14 protein-coding genes and 1 other annotated feature are annotated in these 15,667 nt (G+C 63.5%); of the genes, 8 read left to right on the top strand and 6 right to left on the bottom strand.

The window, feature by feature from the left end; genetic code table 11:
- Positions 1–101: 101 nt before the first annotated feature.
- Positions 102–1,478 (bottom strand): RsmB/NOP family class I SAM-dependent RNA methyltransferase, encoded by a 1,377-nt coding sequence (locus tag AC0VX3_RS02170; RefSeq protein WP_475523343.1) that lies wholly within the window; start codon positions 1,476–1,478, stop codon positions 102–104.
- Between the two features lie 159 nt (positions 1,479–1,637).
- On the bottom strand, positions 1,638–2,597 hold the full coding sequence (htpX, locus tag AC0VX3_RS02165) for a zinc metalloprotease HtpX (RefSeq protein ID WP_342893444.1): 960 nt from the start codon (positions 2,595–2,597) through the stop codon (positions 1,638–1,640).
- Positions 2,598–2,748: 151 nt separating this feature from the next.
- On the opposite strand from htpX, the gene AC0VX3_RS02160 reads away from it, so the two are divergent.
- A complete protein-coding gene (locus AC0VX3_RS02160; protein WP_475523342.1) occupies positions 2,749–3,012 on the top strand; it encodes a DUF1674 domain-containing protein in 264 nt (87 codons plus the stop codon).
- A 55-nt stretch (positions 3,013–3,067) separates the two neighbouring features.
- Here the strand turns inward: AC0VX3_RS02160 and AC0VX3_RS02155 are convergent, their stop codons facing one another.
- Complete coding sequence (locus AC0VX3_RS02155) at positions 3,068–3,721, bottom strand: SGNH/GDSL hydrolase family protein (RefSeq protein ID WP_475523341.1); 654 nt, start codon at positions 3,719–3,721, stop codon at positions 3,068–3,070.
- 108 nt (positions 3,722–3,829) lie between these two features.
- On the opposite strand from AC0VX3_RS02155, the gene AC0VX3_RS02150 reads away from it, so the two are divergent.
- The 7 genes from AC0VX3_RS02150 to AC0VX3_RS02120 all read left to right on the top strand — a co-directional run bounded on the left by AC0VX3_RS02150 (position 3,830) and on the right by AC0VX3_RS02120 (position 13,336).
- Entirely contained in the window at positions 3,830–4,888 is a 1,059-nt protein-coding gene (locus AC0VX3_RS02150; protein WP_475523340.1) for a peptidoglycan-binding domain-containing protein, read from the top strand.
- Positions 4,889–4,984: 96 nt separating this feature from the next.
- Positions 4,985–6,208 (top strand): aminotransferase class I/II-fold pyridoxal phosphate-dependent enzyme, encoded by a 1,224-nt coding sequence (locus AC0VX3_RS02145; RefSeq protein ID WP_475523339.1) that lies wholly within the window; start codon positions 4,985–4,987, stop codon positions 6,206–6,208.
- On the top strand, positions 6,205–9,000 hold the full coding sequence (locus AC0VX3_RS02140) for a DNA translocase FtsK (RefSeq protein WP_475523338.1): 2,796 nt from the start codon (positions 6,205–6,207) through the stop codon (positions 8,998–9,000). Before AC0VX3_RS02145 ends, AC0VX3_RS02140 begins: the two co-directional genes overlap by 4 nt.
- Positions 9,001–9,115: 115 nt before the next feature.
- A complete protein-coding gene (locus AC0VX3_RS02135) occupies positions 9,116–9,763 on the top strand; it encodes an outer-membrane lipoprotein carrier protein LolA (protein WP_475523337.1) in 648 nt (215 codons plus the stop codon).
- Between the two features lie 22 nt (positions 9,764–9,785).
- A complete protein-coding gene (locus AC0VX3_RS02130) occupies positions 9,786–10,760 on the top strand; it encodes an ATP-dependent carboxylate-amine ligase (protein WP_475523336.1) in 975 nt (324 codons plus the stop codon).
- 91 nt (positions 10,761–10,851) lie between these two features.
- Positions 10,852–10,909, top strand: a sequence feature (sul1 is cis-regulatory element that is thought to sense ions involved in sulfur or methionine metabolism; They are found in Alphaproteobacteria).
- A 64-nt stretch (positions 10,910–10,973) separates the two neighbouring features.
- Complete coding sequence (locus tag AC0VX3_RS02125; protein ID WP_475523335.1) at positions 10,974–12,464, top strand: SulP family inorganic anion transporter; 1,491 nt, start codon at positions 10,974–10,976, stop codon at positions 12,462–12,464.
- 17 nt (positions 12,465–12,481) lie between these two features.
- Positions 12,482–13,336, top strand: a complete 855-nt coding sequence (locus AC0VX3_RS02120; RefSeq protein WP_475523334.1) for a universal stress protein — start codon at positions 12,482–12,484, stop codon at positions 13,334–13,336.
- Between the two features lie 104 nt (positions 13,337–13,440).
- On the opposite strand, the gene AC0VX3_RS02115 is transcribed toward AC0VX3_RS02120, so the two are convergent.
- From AC0VX3_RS02115 to yddG, 3 genes are all read right to left on the bottom strand, one after another.
- Positions 13,441–13,644, bottom strand: coding sequence for a DUF1737 domain-containing protein (locus AC0VX3_RS02115; RefSeq protein ID WP_475523333.1), 204 nt, complete (start codon positions 13,642–13,644; stop codon positions 13,441–13,443).
- Between the two features lie 38 nt (positions 13,645–13,682).
- The gene (locus AC0VX3_RS02110) at positions 13,683–14,567 is read right to left on the bottom strand and encodes an HpcH/HpaI aldolase/citrate lyase family protein (protein ID WP_475523332.1); all 885 of its coding nucleotides are present in this window, start codon (positions 14,565–14,567) and stop codon (positions 13,683–13,685) included.
- Positions 14,568–14,677: 110 nt separating this feature from the next.
- Positions 14,678–15,592 (bottom strand): aromatic amino acid exporter YddG, encoded by a 915-nt coding sequence (yddG, locus tag AC0VX3_RS02105; RefSeq protein ID WP_475523331.1) that lies wholly within the window; start codon positions 15,590–15,592, stop codon positions 14,678–14,680.
- Positions 15,593–15,667 lie beyond the last annotated feature (75 nt).

The following is a 15,667-nucleotide window of genomic DNA, read 5'->3' as shown; positions in this document are numbered from 1 at the left end:
ACCCGTCTATGGGAACTCTCCGGCTGCGAAAACGGAAAAAGACACCGTTAAGGTTAGCATTTCATTTAGAGAATCATTGCAAATGAACAGTTTATGCCGCGTTAAAGACGCTTGAATCTGGCTGCGAAAAACCCGTCCATGCCCTTGGACTCACCGGTTGCCGCCGCATTGTGGCAGGGCAGGCAGCGCAAATATCCGTCATTTGTGACCAGATGGGCAAGCCCGCCGACCTCGTCGGGCGCCACGTCCACCCGTGTCACACGGCCTTTCTGGCGCTCCAGAAAGGCTGCCGCCTGGGCCTCGCCCTCGGACGTTTCGAGCGAGCACGTGCAATAGACGATCAGTCCGCCGGGCTTGACCCAACCGACGACACGGTCCAGCAGGTCCCGCTGGATTTCGGTCAGTTTCTCAACGTCGTAGGGCTGCTTTATCCAGGGAACGTCCGGGTGCCTGCGGATCGTTCCGGTGGCACTGCAGGGGGCATCCAGCAGGACCGCATCGAACGGTGCATCCGGTTCGAATTTTCGCAGGTCGGCGGCAACCGTCCGCACGTTCAAGCCCAGCCGGGTCATGTTGCTCTCGAGGCGTTTCAGCCGCGCGCTGGAAATATCGATGGCAGTCACGTTCGCCCCGGCCGCAGCCAGTTGCGCCGTCTTGCCACCAGGCGCCGCGCACAGATCCGCGACCTCCAGACCGGTGACCTCTCCCAGAAGCCGGGCCGGCAGCGCCGCCGCGGCGTCCTGAACCCACCACTGACCGTCTTCGAAGCCTTCCAGTGCCTCGACGGCGCTTTTTTTCGTCAGCCGGACGCTGCCCGTGCCGACGGTTTCTCCGCCCAGCCTGCGCGCCCAGTCTTCCGGATCCGCCTTCACCGAAAGATCCAGCGCCGCTTCGCTCTGGTGCGCTTTCGCGATCATCCGGGCCGTGTCTTTTCCGAAAGTCTCGCGCCAGCTCTCCAGAAGCCAGTCCGGTGTGTTCAGGAGATCGGGTTCGAGGCCGCCGGTGACCACTTCCTTCTCACGGCCGAGGCGCCGGAGCACTCCGTTGACCAGCCCCTTGTAGGGCCGCGCCCGCCGGTCCAGGCCGGCATGGTCTACCGCCAGCGAGACGGCGGCGCGGTCCGGAACCTCCATGAACAGCATCTGCGCGATGGCCACATGCAGAATGTCCAGAATTCTGCCGGTTTTTTCCGGAATCGGCCTGTCGAGCAGACGCTCCAGAACCGCGGCGATTTCGCCGCGGTGCCTCAGGGCGGTGCCGACGATCGCCCGCACCAGCGCGCGGTCGTTGGCGGCCAGCACACGAAATCCGGAATGGCCCGAGACCGTGTCCAGCTCCCCGTCAAGCGGCCGCTTCTTGAAAACCACGTTGCCGAGCAGATCCGCCGCGACCTTGCGGGCGGCAAAACCTGGTTTGTCGAACCTTTCCGCCGCCGTGCCGGCTTCGGGTTTCGGATTGCTGTTCGGCCGTTTGGTCAAGGATTTTCCAATCGCGTGTCGGCCGGTGACATACGGCCTGCATCAAAATCAAGCGCCGCAGACCGGGTGACCGGTCGCGGCGCAGGAGCCCATTCTAGGTCCGGTCGCTGTTCCGGCAAAGCATTTTTCCGGGTACGCCCGTTTTGTCCCGGCTTGCGACTAGCCCCAGGGGCCCTTGCTGGGACGCGATCCGCCGGAGGGAGCCCGCCGCCCTGTCCCGCCCCAGGGCCCGGAGGCCCGCGGCGCGGCACGGCCGAACGCGGCACGATCTCCGCCAAGCGGGCCGCTATCGGCCAGCTTGCGCAACGCGTCGATGCGGTTCTGGGTGTTCGGATGCGTCGAGAACAGGTTGTCCATGCGCTCGCCGGACAGCGGGTTCATGATGAACATATGCGCTGTTGCCGGATTTGCCTCCGCGTCCGGATTGTGGATCCGCTCCACGCCGCCGGCGATCTTGCCGAGCGCGGAGGCGAGCCACATCGGTTCACCGCAGATTTCGGCGCCCATGCGGTCGGCCGCGTATTCCCGTGTTCTCGAAATCGCCATCTGCACGACCATGGCCGCCATGGGCGCGACAATCATCATCAGGAGCATGCCGACGAACCCGAGCGGATTGTTGCGGTTCCCGCCGAAGAAGAACGCGAAATTGGCCAGCATCGAAATGGCACCGGCAATCGTCGCGGTGATGGTCATGATCAGGGTGTCGTGGTTCTTCACGTGGGCAAGTTCATGCGCCATCACGCCGGCGACTTCCTCTGGCGACAGCATGTTGAGCAGTCCGGTCGTCGCCGCAACGGCCGCATTCTGCGGGTTGCGTCCGGTGGCGAAGGCATTCGGCTGAGGATTGTCGATCAGGTAGACCTTGGGCATCGGCAAGCCGGCGTTTTGTGCCAGCCCCCGCACCATGTGGTAGAAGTCGGGCGCGCTGCGCTCGTCGACCTCCCGGGCATGGTGCATGCGCAGCACCATCTTGTCCGCGTTCCAGTAGCTGAACAGGTTCATGGCCGCCGCAACGGCAAGAGCGATCATCATGCCCGACTGACCGCCGATCATGAATCCGATCCCCATGAACAGGGCGGTCATCGCCGCCAGAAGCATTGCTGTGCGGATATAGTTCATCGCCGCTGGTTTCCGTTTCGCTTTCTGATCCTGAAGTGTCTGATGGCCCCGTCAGGGACCGGTTCTTCCGGAAAGATGGGGAGTGCTGCCAATCTTGGCAAGAATGCCCTATATGTTCATGACAGGATCGTAATCTGGACGAACAGGGCCCATGACGGACAAACCGGACACCCCGACCGCCGCCTACAGCCACAGCGCGGCGCCCTCACTGAGGACCGAACCGCAGGCGGCTCCCGCAAAACGGTTCGAGGACCTGCCGCCCGCGGCCCAGCGCGCCCTGCGGGAGGCCGAAGCCCGCCGAAGTGAAATCGACGCGCGCGAAAAGGCTTTGCCGGAAGAGAAAAACGGCCGCGGCGGGCTGGAGCCAACCCGTTACGAAGATTGGGAAATCAAGGGCCTGACCGTGGATTTCTGATCGCGGTCCACATCCGTGTTGAAGTCGGTTCTGAGGCCAGACAGACAGCCGAACGTCAGGTGAGTTTTCTCACTTCTGCGGCAACGGCCTCGGCGAGGCCGGCCTGCGGCTCCGCATCCAGATGGATCGCATCGACGGCACTGGCCGATATCACCGAGCCGGTATCGAAGAAGGCCGCACCGTAGTCCGCCGCCTTGTCAGAATAGCATTTGGCAAGCCGGTGAGATTCCACGACGCTCTGCTCGCTGAATTGCGCCGCGAACGGTGTGCCTGCCATCGGTCCCAGAGGCGGCGGCGCCATCAGCAGCACCCTGGGCGCCCGACCCTCAACGTCGTCCGTCGGCCGCCGCGCAAAATCCAGCAACCGCCCCATCGCCACCGCGATCGTGTCCGCGTTCATCGCGAAACGCGCCTGCAGGTCATTTGTCCCGAGCATCATGATCAGGATGTCGATCGGCATGTGGGTCTTGCGCACGATCTCCAGATGCCGAAGCCCGTTCTTGTCGCCCTTGACCGGATCCTCGAATACGGTCGTGCGTCCGTTGACGCCCTCCTCAATCACATGGAAGCCGCCGCCGAGTTCCTTCTGCAGCAGCCGCGTCCAGCGGATGTCGTGTCCGTATCGGGATTTGTCGACCGGATTGAACCCCCATGTGAGCAAATCTCCGAAGCAAACAACGGAAATCGGATCTTTGACCGTCACAGCCATTGTAAAACCTGTTAAAAAGAGTTCGAATTTCAGCTTAGCCTATTCAGAATTTCAGATTTCAACGATTACCGCCTCTCAATCGCGAGAACAAGAATGCCTTATACTATCATGTCGATTAAATTTTCTGTCGGCGACTCAGACGCGTATAATTTTTTCAGTGACATCGTCGTCGTACAAGGTCTTTTAAACGATCACTACCTTGCGAACGCGGCATTCGCGGCCGCCACCGGCCAGCTTTTGACCGTCGACGGCGATTGCGGGTCCCTGACAAAAACCGCGATCCGCGCCTTTCAGACCGCCGTGATGGGCAAAAGCGCCCAGTGGGCGGATGGCCGCGTCGATCCCGGCGGGCAAACCTGGCGGGCCCTGAACGGCAATCTGCCAGCGGTCTCCAGTATCAGCCCGGCCCCCCTGGACACCAGCACCACGGGTGCCGTGGGAGCCGCGCTCGGCAACACAGGCGACTATGCCGCCTTCCGGCAGGGCAATTATGCGTCCCATCTGGGCACCAGCACCCAGTATGACTCCAACAAGAGCGGCGGCATCGATGCCGGCGACAAGTTCTCGACAATCGCCAGTCATGGCTGTTGCCTGTGCACGCTCACCATGGCGGCAACCGCGATCGGCAGCCGCGTCCCGTCCTATTGGCCGGCGGGCATCACACCGAAGTCCCTGACGCCGCTTGTCGCCAACACGATCTGCAAGAATGCCGGTGCGTTCACCGGCTACAGCCTCAACATGAAGACGGCAGTCAATGCCCTCGGCATGACGGGCACCCACTACGGGTTCGGCACGAGCCTGCCGACCAACGCCGCCGATATCCTTCTGGGACACCTCGCCGCGGGAAATCCGGTCGCTCTTCATGTGGACTACAAGAAGGGCGGCAGCGGCGATCACTGGGTTCTCGCAACCCGCAAGATCAACGATTTCGAGGCGGATCTGGAGGCCATCGACCCGGCATCGGGCGGCAAGATGAAATTCACCCGCATGGATGCATTCAACAGCCGGTACGCCGCGCAGAATACGGCTGAACGAAAGGGCATCCTGTTCGGGTTGCCCACCACCGGGGGCGCCGCGAGCCCGTCGCGCCGCGAAAAACAGTACGACTATATCGTCGTCCGGTTCATGACGCTGAAATCGGTCGCCGGCACATCGGAGGTCTACTGACGAAAGTCTGTTCCGGTGCCGGTTGGTTAATAAGGGATTTACCAGACAGGCGATAGAGTCGGTCCAGAGTTATGCGTAACGACTTTCGGATCCCTGATGATTGCCAGCCCAAAGCCCTATCAGCGCGGCAAGTGCCTGCCGAGCTCCAATCCGTTCCAACGGCTCGCCGACCTTCTGGACGGCGTGACGCCCGGCCGTGATCCGATCATCATGACCATTGGCGAGCCGCAGCACGCGATACCGGACTTCGCGGCGGAAGTTCTGGCGGAGAACGTGGGCGATTTCCGGCGCTATCCGCCCATCAACGGCACACCGGAATTCCGGCAGGCCGTCGCCTCGTGGCTGGACCGGCGCTACGCGCTGGACGGCACCGTTGATGCGGACCACGGCGTGCTGCCGCTCAACGGCTCTCGCGAGGGTCTGTCCTTCGGCGCCATTGCCGCCCGCGACCAGCTCGACAAGGGTCTGGATCATCCGGTGGTGATCCTGCCCAACCCCTTCTACCAGACCTATGCCGCCGCGGCCCATGTGGCGGATGCCGAAGCTGTCCTGCTGGATGCGGTCGCCGCCAACGGCTTCCTGCCCGATCTTGACAGTCTCGATCCGGATCTTCTGCAAGGAACCGTCGCCTTCTACATCGCCTCACCCACCAATCCGGAAGGCCATGTCGTTGATATCGCCTATTGGCAGCGCCTGATCGAACTTGCGCGCAAGCACCGTTTCTTCATTTTCGCCGATGAATGTTATTCGGAAATCTATCGCGAGACGCCGCCTCCCGGCATCCTTGAAGCCGCCAAGGCGATGGGCGGCGGCTTTTCGAACATCATCGTCCTGAATTCGCTGTCGAAACGATCCAATCTGGCCGGTCTGCGCTGCGGTTTCGCAGCAGGCGACCCGGATTTCCTGCGAAGATGGGCAAAGTTTCGCGGTCTCGCCGCACCCCAGGTGCCGCTGCCCGCCCAGGCCCTGGCCGTGCGCGCCTACCAGGACGAAAACCATGTCGCGGAGAACCGCCGGCTCTACAACGAAAAGTTCGAGGCCGCGGAACGGATCCTCGGTCCGATCCTCGGGCCGGTGACACCTGAGGCCGGGTTCTTTCTGTGGCTCGACGTGAGCCGCTGGGGCGACGGCGTCTCCGTGGCCCGGGCGCTGTGGAGCGACATCGGGATCAAGGTCCTGCCGGGCGGTTATCTGGCCTCGGATCAGGCGGACGGCGGCAATCCGGGCAGGAACTATATCCGCATCAGCCTGACCGCACCGCTGAAGCAGGTGGAAACCGCCCTTGATCGATTGGCAAACTGGATGGGAGAAACAGCATGAGGCGGGCCAGCGCAGTTCGCGGCAACGGCCGCAGGGGTTCGGTTGACCTTCTGGACACCGAAAGCCCGCTCAAACGGTTTGCCCGGCGCAATCTGGCCGGCGCCGCCGGACTCGGCATCATCGCCGTGGCGGCAATGCTGGCGGCCAGTCTGGCCACATGGTCGGTCAGCGACCCGAGCTTCAACCACGCGACCGGCGGCCAGGTTCGCAACGCTCTTGGGGCACCGGGCGCAATCCTCGCCGATATCCTGATGCAGACCATCGGCCTCGCGACCGCCGTATTCCTGATCCCTCTGGTTCTGTGGGGCTGGCGCCTCCTGACCGGACACACGCTCGGCATCGGCCGCCGCCGGCTTGCCTACTGGCTTATCGGCTCCAGCCTCGCGGCCGGTGCCCTGGCCGCACTGCCCGTTCCCGACAGCTGGCCTTTGCCAACCGGCCTCGGCGGGTTCCTTGGCGACACCGTTCATTGGGCTCCGGCCCTGATCACCGGCAACATGACAAGCGGCGCGGCAACCATTGTCGGCGGCCTGGGGCTGGGTGTGCCCTCCGTTCTGTTCCTGCTGGCCGCCGCCGGATGGCTTGGCTCCGCCGGCGAGCCCGTCACCCGGGTCGAACCGGCCGCTGCCCCGAAAGGCCACGGGAAGTCTCTCGAGGACGATCTCGGCCTGGACGATGACGAGGCCGAATCCCGTATTGGAATGATCGCCAGCGCATTTGTCGGCCAGATGGAACACTGGGGCCTGCAGGCCGCGACCCAGTTGCGCCGGGTTACCGGCCTGCAACGCAGCCGCCCGCGCGACGAGGACGACTGGGACGAGGACGACACCGAATCCGATTATGAACCCGAAGACAGCCGTCAGGACAGCCGGTTGAAGGCGTTCCGCAGAGCGCTCACCGGCCGTCTGGTCCCGGAGGACGATGACGGTCTCGACGAATTCTACGACCGCGACGACAACGACGAGGATACCGAAACCGGCGGCTTCGGTCATCCGTTCCACGATGCCGGCCACGAAGCTGGCCACGTCGGTGGCGACTACGACGACCATGGCGATGGCGACACCTTTGCGCCCGATGAGCTGCTGATCGACAAGGGACCGGTCACGGGAAGGCCGGTCGTTCCCGTCGGCATTGCCGCGCCGGCATCCGTCGGCGAGGCGGCCACCCAGCAGTCCGCGACGGCCGGCCGGGTGATCCCGGCGGCACCGCGTCCGAAACAGAGCAAACGTGCCATCGCGGAGGCGCAGCCGTCGTTTCTCGGCGCGCCCGAGGCATATGAACTGCCGCCGCTGCATCTGCTCGCCGAGCCCAAGACGGCCGGCAAGGTGCCGGGCCTGTCAGCCGACGCGCTGGAACAGAATGCCCGCATTCTGGAAGGGGTGCTGGAGGATTTCGGCGTCCGCGGTGAAATCATCGAGGTCCGTCCGGGCCCCGTCGTGACCCTTTACGAGCTGGAACCGGCACCGGGCATCAAGTCCTCCCGCGTCATCGGGCTTGCCGACGACATCGCCCGATCCATGAGCGCGATCTCCGCCCGTGTCGCGGTGATCCCGGGCAAGAACGCCATCGGCATCGAACTGCCGAACGCCCGCAGGGAAACCGTCTACCTGCGTGAATTGCTGGCCGCCCAGGACTTCGAGAAATCGAAGTCCAAGCTGGCGCTGGCTCTCGGCAAGACCATCAATGGCGAGAGTGTCGTCGCCGACCTGGCCCGCATGCCCCACCTTCTGGTGGCCGGGACCACCGGTTCGGGCAAGTCCGTGTCGATCAACACCATGATCCTGTCCCTGCTCTACCGGCTGACACCCGAGCAGTGCAAGATGATCATGATCGACCCGAAGATGCTGGAACTGTCCATCTATGACGGCATTCCGCACCTGCTGACGCCCGTCGTGACCGATCCGAAGAAGGCCGTCGTGGCGCTGAAGTGGACGGTCCGCGAGATGGAGGACCGCTACAAGAAGATGTCCAAGATGGGCGTCCGCAACATCGACGGCTACAACACCCGCATCAAGCAGGCCCTGGAAAAAGGCGAGAGCTTCACCCGCACCGTCCAGACCGGCTTCGAGCGCGACACCGGCCAGCCGATCTACGAGGAAGAGGACCTGCCGCTCGAGGCAATGCCTTATATCGTTGTTGTCGTCGACGAGATGGCCGACCTCATGATGGTCGCCGGCAAGGACATTGAAGGCGCGATCCAGCGGCTTGCCCAGATGGCCCGGGCCGCCGGCATCCACCTGATCATGGCAACCCAGCGCCCGTCGGTGGATGTCATCACCGGCACCATCAAGGCGAACTTCCCGACCCGGATCTCGTTCCAGGTGACGTCGAAGATCGACAGCCGCACTATCCTGGGTGAAATGGGCGCCGAACAGCTCCTCGGCATGGGCGACATGCTGTTCATGGCCGGCGGCGGCCGCATCCAGCGTGTCCACGGCCCGTTCGTTGCCGATGAGGAGGTGGAAGACATCGTCAAGCATCTCAAGGTCCAGGGCACGCCCCAGTATCTGGAAGCCGTCACCGAAGAGGAAGACGGCGGCGACAGCCCCTATGATGGCGGCGACGGCGCCTCAGGCGGCGGCGACGGCAACGATCTTTACGACAGGGCGGTCGCCATCGTGCTCAAGGACAAGAAGGCTTCGACCTCCTACGTCCAGCGGCGCCTGTCGATCGGCTACAACCGCGCCGCCTCGCTGATCGAGCGCATGGAACAGGAAGGCCTGATCAGCGCGGCCAATCACGCCGGCAAGCGGGAGATTCTGGTGCAGAACGGCCTCGAGGAAGAATTCTGACCCCTTGTTTTCCCCCTTTTTGTGATTTTATGTCGGGTGGTGCCAAAGCTTTGCCACACACGGCCGTTAGCTCTAGGAAACGTGTTCCGAAGACAAAGACCCAGGATCCTGCATCATGCTGAAACGCCTCGCTCACCGTCTGTTCAAGTCTTTCGCGGCGACAGGTCTGGCCGCGGGCCTTGCCCTGTCGGCGCTTGTGCCGGCCATGGCCCTGACCGAGCACGAGCAGAAGACCCTTCAGGACCTCAATGTCTATTTCAACTCGGTGAAGACCATGCACGGAGACTTCATCCAGTTCGGTCCAGACGGCAGCCAGTCGGACGGCAAGTTCTACATGGCGCGTCCCGGCAAGGTCCGGTTCTACTATGCCAAGCCGTCCGTTCTCGACATTGTCGCTGACGGCACCTCGGTCTCGGTCAAGGACCGCAAACTCAACACCCAGGACATCTGGCCGCTGGGACAGACCCCGTTGCGCTTTCTCCTGTCCGACGACATCGACCTGCAGAAGGACACCAACGTGACCAATGTGCTGGTGGAAGAGGACCTTGTCACGGTGACCATCTTCGACAAGACCAAGTTCAACTCCGGCACACTGACCCTGATCTTCGATGCCAAGGACTACGCCCTGAAGCAGTGGACCGTGACCGACCAGCAGGGCTACGACACCTCCGTGGCGGTCTATAACGTCGTCTCCAACGGCCCGACCAATCCGGACCTCTTCAAGATCGACTACCTGGCCAATGCTCGCCAGGGCAAGAATTGACGGCCGGTCCGGCGGACCGGCCGTGAGCGCGGCAGAGACGTCCGGATCCCGCGCCGCCGTCTTCGAACTGCTGGAAGCGTTCTGCGCCCGCAACGATCTGCGGCTGACCGCCGGAGACGCGCACGGCCATGCGGGCCTGGTCGAGAGCCCGGCCGGCAAACGCTGGTTCTTCAAGGGCACCCGCTTCGATCTCAATTCGCTCGGCGCGTCTGAAATCGCCGGTGACAAGGCCTATGCCGCCTCGTTTCTGAAAGCAGCCGGGATCGCCGTCCCCGCCGGCCATTTTGTTCCAGCCGATGACATCCGGGACGGCAAGCGCCCGCCCGAAGAGGTCCTGGATTTCGCGGAAGACCGGGGCTTTCCCCTGTTCATCAAGCCCAATTGCGGCCGCGAAGGCCTGGACGTGATGCGGGTGGACACCTACCACACCCTCCAGAACGGCCTGCAAATCCTCGCCAAACGCCACCAGCACCTCCTTGTTCAGGAGGAGATCCTGGGCCAGGAAGTGCGCATTCTGGTGCTTGACGGCGGCATCCTGTGCGCCATCGAACGCCACCCGCCAAAGGTGACCGGAGACGGCGCGCGCAGCCTCGCCGAACTCATCGACGCCGACCCGCTTGTCGACGCCACCGACGGTCGGATCGATTTCAACCTGTCCCAGCAAGGCCTGATGCTGGAAACCGTCCCGGCGGACGGCCAGACGGTGACCGTGCTGCCCGTCGCCAACCTGTCGGCAGGCGGCACAGCCCGCATCGTCACCGGCCCCCTGTCCGCAGGCATTGCAGCTCTCGCCCGTCATGCCGCCCGGACTCTGGCTCTGCGCTACGCCGCAGTGGATCTGATCCTGCCGGAACGGCCGGTCCCCGGCACGGCCGCGATCGTCCTGGAGGTCAACGCCGCACCGGGGCTGGGCAGACTGTCCCGGCAGGGCGAAGCGGAATCCACGCTGGTGAAAGAAGTCTACGAAAAGGTGTTCAGCGCCCTGTTCACGGCATGACACGGTCCGGCGCGTGCCACATGATAAAACGGCAACCACCACCTGCCGGGACTTGGCTTCCCGGTTGCAGCGCGGTATGAATGCCGGACCACAAGGACCCGGGTGCGATTCCCGGGTGGCTCTTCCGGCCGCCGATCCGCCGGACAACCCGATACGAATGATCTGGCACACCGCAGCGCCAACCGCTTCGGCAGACAGAACTTTGGGCTGTATATGATTTCCTTCACTCAATACAAGAACCAGTGGACGGGCAACATCCGGGCCGACCTGCTGTCGGGTCTCGTGGTTGCGCTCGCCCTGATCCCGGAAGCAATCGCGTTTTCCATCATTGCCGGTGTCGACCCGAAGATCGGTCTCTACGCGTCCTTTTCCATAGCTGTGCTGGTCGCGATCACCGGGGGTCGTCCGGGCATGATCTCGGCCGCAACCGCCGCAACGGCGGTGCTCATGGTCACGCTGGTCAAGGATTACGGGCTGCAATATCTGCTCGCGACCACCGTGCTCGCCGGCCTGTTGCAGATCGGCGCGGGCCTGTTGAAGCTCGGCTACGTGATGCGCTTCGTCTCCCGCTCCGTCATGACCGGTTTCGTCAACGCGCTCGCCATCCTGATCTTCATGGCGCAATTGCCGGAACTCGATCCCTCGCGCGTTCCGCTGCTGACCTTCGCGCTTGTCGCCGCGGGCCTCGCGATCATCTATCTGTTCCCGCGTGTGACCAGGGTCATTCCCTCACCGCTGGTCACGATCCTCGTGCTGACTGTCCTCACGATCACCTTCGGCTGGGACGTGCGCACCGTCGGTGACATGGGTGAGCTGCCGAACACGCTGCCCATCTTCCTGATCCCGGACATCCCGCTGACCTTCGAGACGCTGCAGATCATCTTCCCCTATTCGCTTGCCGTAGCCGTCGTCGGCCTGCTGGAAAGCCTGATGACCCAGCAGATCGTCGACGATCTCACCGACACATCCTCCGACCGCAACCAGGAATGCATCGGCCAGGGCATCGCCAACACCGCGACCGGCTTCATCGGCGGCATGGCCGGCTGCGCCATGATCGGCCAGTCGATGATCAACGTGAAATCCGGCGGACGCGGGCGCCTGTCCTGCTTTGCCGCCGGTGTGTTTCTCCTGTTCATGGTGGTGGTTCTGGGCGATCTCGTCGGCCAGATTCCAATGGCGGCCCTGGTGTCGATCATGATCATGGTGTCGATCGGAACATTTTCCTGGAGTTCGATCAGGAACATCAGGGAACATCCCCGTTCGTCCTCCATCGTCATGCTGGCGACGGTCTTCTTCGTGGTCTACACCCACAACCTTGCCATCGGCGTGCTTGTCGGCGTGCTGCTGTCCGGCCTGTTCTTCGCCTGGAAGATCTCGCAGATCTTCCGCGTGACAACGACCATCAGCCCGGACGGGCGGCACCGGACCTACAAGGTCGAGGGCCAGCTGTTCTTCGCTTCCTCCGAGGACTTCATGAAGGCCCTCGACTTCAAGGAAGCGGCCGAAAAGGTGACGCTCGACGTCAGCCGCGCCCATATCTGGGACATTTCCTCCGTTGCCGCCCTCGACATGGCGGTGGTCAAGTTCCGAAGGGAAGGCGCCGAGGTCGACATCGTCGGCATGAACGAGGCAACGGAAACCATCGTCGACAGGCTTGCAATTCACGACAAGCCGGGCGCCATGGAAAAACTGCTGGGGCATTAGGGTTTAGGGAGGCACACATGACCAAGGGAACGCTGATCGCCCTGGTGGACGGTTCGAAATACTCCGAAAGCGTCTGCCACTACGCAGCCTGGATCGCGAAGCGGACGAAGAGCACGATCAAGATCTATCACGTGCTCGGACGCCGGGAAGGTGCCGACAGGCAGGATCTCAGCGGAGCAATCGAGCTCGGCGCCCGGACGCACATTCTGGACGAGCTGAGCGAACTCGACGCACGGCGCGCCAAGCTCACCCAGGCCAGGGGCCGCGCGATCCTGGAAGATGCCCAGGCGATTATCGAAGCCGATGGTGTCACCGTCGAAACACGGCTGCGGCAGGGCGATCTGGTCGAGACGGTCCTTGCCAAGGAAGACACCGGCGACATGATCGTGATCGGCAAGCGCGGGGAGGCGGCGGATTTCGCCAAGCTTCATCTGGGCTCCAACCTGGAACGGGTCATCCGCTCAAGCAGCAAGCCGGTCTTTGTCGCCAACCGCGAATTCAAGCCGGTCACCAGTGTCCTGATCGCCTTCGACGGCGGCCAGTCCTCCATGAAGGCGGTCGACTACCTCGCCCGGAACCCGCTTCTGGCAGGCCTGCCCGTCACGCTCGCCTTCGCGGGCAGCGATACCACCGACATCCGCAAATCCCTCGAAGACGCCCGGGCGACCCTGGCCGCCGGCGGCTTCGATGCGCAGATCCTCGTTCAGACCGGCAAGGCCGATGCCGCCCTCGGCAAGCTTGTGGAAGACGGGAATTACGACCTGGTCGTCATGGGCGCCTACGGCCATTCCCGCATCCGTCATCTCATCATCGGGTCGACCACCTCCGAGATGATCCGCACCTGCAAGGTCCCGATCCTGCTGATGCGGTAAGGCCATTCGGGTGCCGTCGAGGCTGAAACCCGGCAGTCGCCGGCAAGAGCGTGCCTTGGGCGTGCCCGGAGCCCTCGACTGTCACGGCCGGGGGCGCCTGACCCTCAATAGTCGCCGATCTTCATGTCCGGTGAGTAGTCTCCCGGGGCGTCCTTGGTGACGGCCTGGCCGCAGATGGTCGCGCCGCGGGCGGCATCGAAGGTCAGCGACGGAGAGCCGGACAGCGACCAGCCCTTGTTGAGCGCCTGGGTGACCCGGTGGCAGAATTCGCTGTCGTCGACGCCGGTGATGAAGCGGTACAGTTTCATGAAGAGTCTCTCGTTGCTGTCAGGATACGTGCTTGCGGTCAGGCACGGGCGGCGATGGCATCGGCGATGGCGATCACCCGCCGGCCCATCTCCGCATGTAGCCGCTCGACCATCTTGCCGTCCACCTGGATCGCGCCTTTGGAGGCATTTTCCGGCTGCGCGAACACCTCGTTGATCCTGCGGGCCCAGGCGATCTCGTCCTCCGACGGGCTGAAGGCGTCATGGCAGGGCCCGATCTGTTTCGGGTGGATCAGCGTCTTGCCGTCCATGCCCATGTCCACGCCTTGCGCGCATTCCGCGGCAAAACCCTCCGCGTCCTGAAAGGCGTTGTAGACCCCGTCGAGAATGTCGATGCCGCCGGCCCGCGCCGCGGCGACGCAGGTCATCAGCCATGGCGTCATCGCCGCCCGTCCGGGCGACAGGCGCGCGCGGGTTTCCTTGGCCAGATCATTGGTGCCCATGACGAAGCAGGACAGCCGCACCTGCCCGTCCCGGCCGCAGGCGCCGATCGCGCCGGCATTGAGCATCGCCTGCGGCGTTTCCATCATCGCCCAGAGTTTCAGATCGCTGGACGCACCCAGGACCGAAAGCTTGTGGGCGATCATCTGCAGGTCGGCGGGCGCGTTGACTTTCGGCACCAGGATCGCGTCCGGGTTGGCCTTAACCGCGGCCGCGAGATCATCGTCGCCCCAGGGGGTCTCCTGAGCATTGACCCGAATGACAACCTCGCGCTCACCATAGCCGCCTTCGGAAACAGCCGCGACGATCTGGCTGCGGGCGAGGTCCTTGGCGTCCGGTGTGACCGCATCCTCCAGGTCGAGCAACAGACAGTCCACATCCAGGGTTTTGGCCTTTTCCAGCGCCCGCGCATTCGAGCCGGGCATGTAGAGGGCGGAGCGGCGGGGTTTGAACGAAGTGGTCATCGGTTGGTCTCTGATCAAAGGGAACGCGGAATTCGGAATAACCTAGTGGATCGGGCCAGTAATACCATTCGCCGAAGGGGGGAACAGCCTGTCATGCCAGAGAGTGGTGATCATGACCCATCTGACGGCGTCGCCGGTCCCCCTTTCGAGGCTGACCTGAAAATCATGTCCTTGGCCGCGATGACGGCGCCAAGCGTGATCGCCACACAGGCGATGCCGACGGCCATCGTCAGCGGACCGAACCCGAAGGCGATCAGGAGCAGGGTCGACAGCAGCGGCGCGGAATAGGCGGCGGCACCCAGCACCTGGATGTCGCCGCGTTTCACGCCGATGTCCCAGGTGAAGAAGGCAAGTCCGACGGGGAAGGCGGCCAGGGCCAGAACGGACGCCCATTCCAGCGGCACCGCCGGCCAGACGGTTTCCTCAAGCGCCAGATGACACAGGCCGGAGAGAAGCGCCGTCATCAGGCAAAAGCCGGCAACGGCCTCCGTCGGCACGGAGCCGAGCCGGCGCGACAGCACCGAATAGCTCGACCAGAACAGGCAGGACGCCACCGCCGCGCCGTAGCCGAGCATCGATCCCCCGGAAAACTGCACGCCCTCACCGCCGGTGATCAGCAAGATCGCGCCGGCAAGACCCAGGACCGCGCCGATGACATGGTGCAGCCGCAGGTGTTCGCCCGGCAGAAGCGCGGAAAACAAGACAATCAGCAGTGGCCAGGTGTAGTTGATGAGGTTCGCCTCGACCGGCGGCGCGTTGCGGATCGCGGTGAAATAGAAGAAATGGAAGCCGAACAGGCCGAAGGTGCCGAAGGCCCAGACGCCGATGGGCTGGCGCAGCAAGCGTGTCCTGCCCGTCACCACCAGCCACACCAGGGCGATCACACCGGAAAAGCCGAAACAGAGCGTGTTCAGCAGGAACGGCGGCACCTGGCCGGACCCCGCGCCGAACAGACCAAGTGTTGCCCACATCAGCACCGCGCTCATTCCGATGAGTGTCGCCTTGAGCCTGTCCGCGTTCGCCATGCCGTCTTTCCGTCGTTTCGGTTGTCACGCTCATGGCATGAATCGGAGGCCCGCGAAAGAGCGTTGCCGGATCTG

This window comes from Roseibium sp. QJM3NY_11 (assembly GCF_056173175.1).
This window is presented reverse-complemented; position numbering and strand designations above follow the sequence as displayed.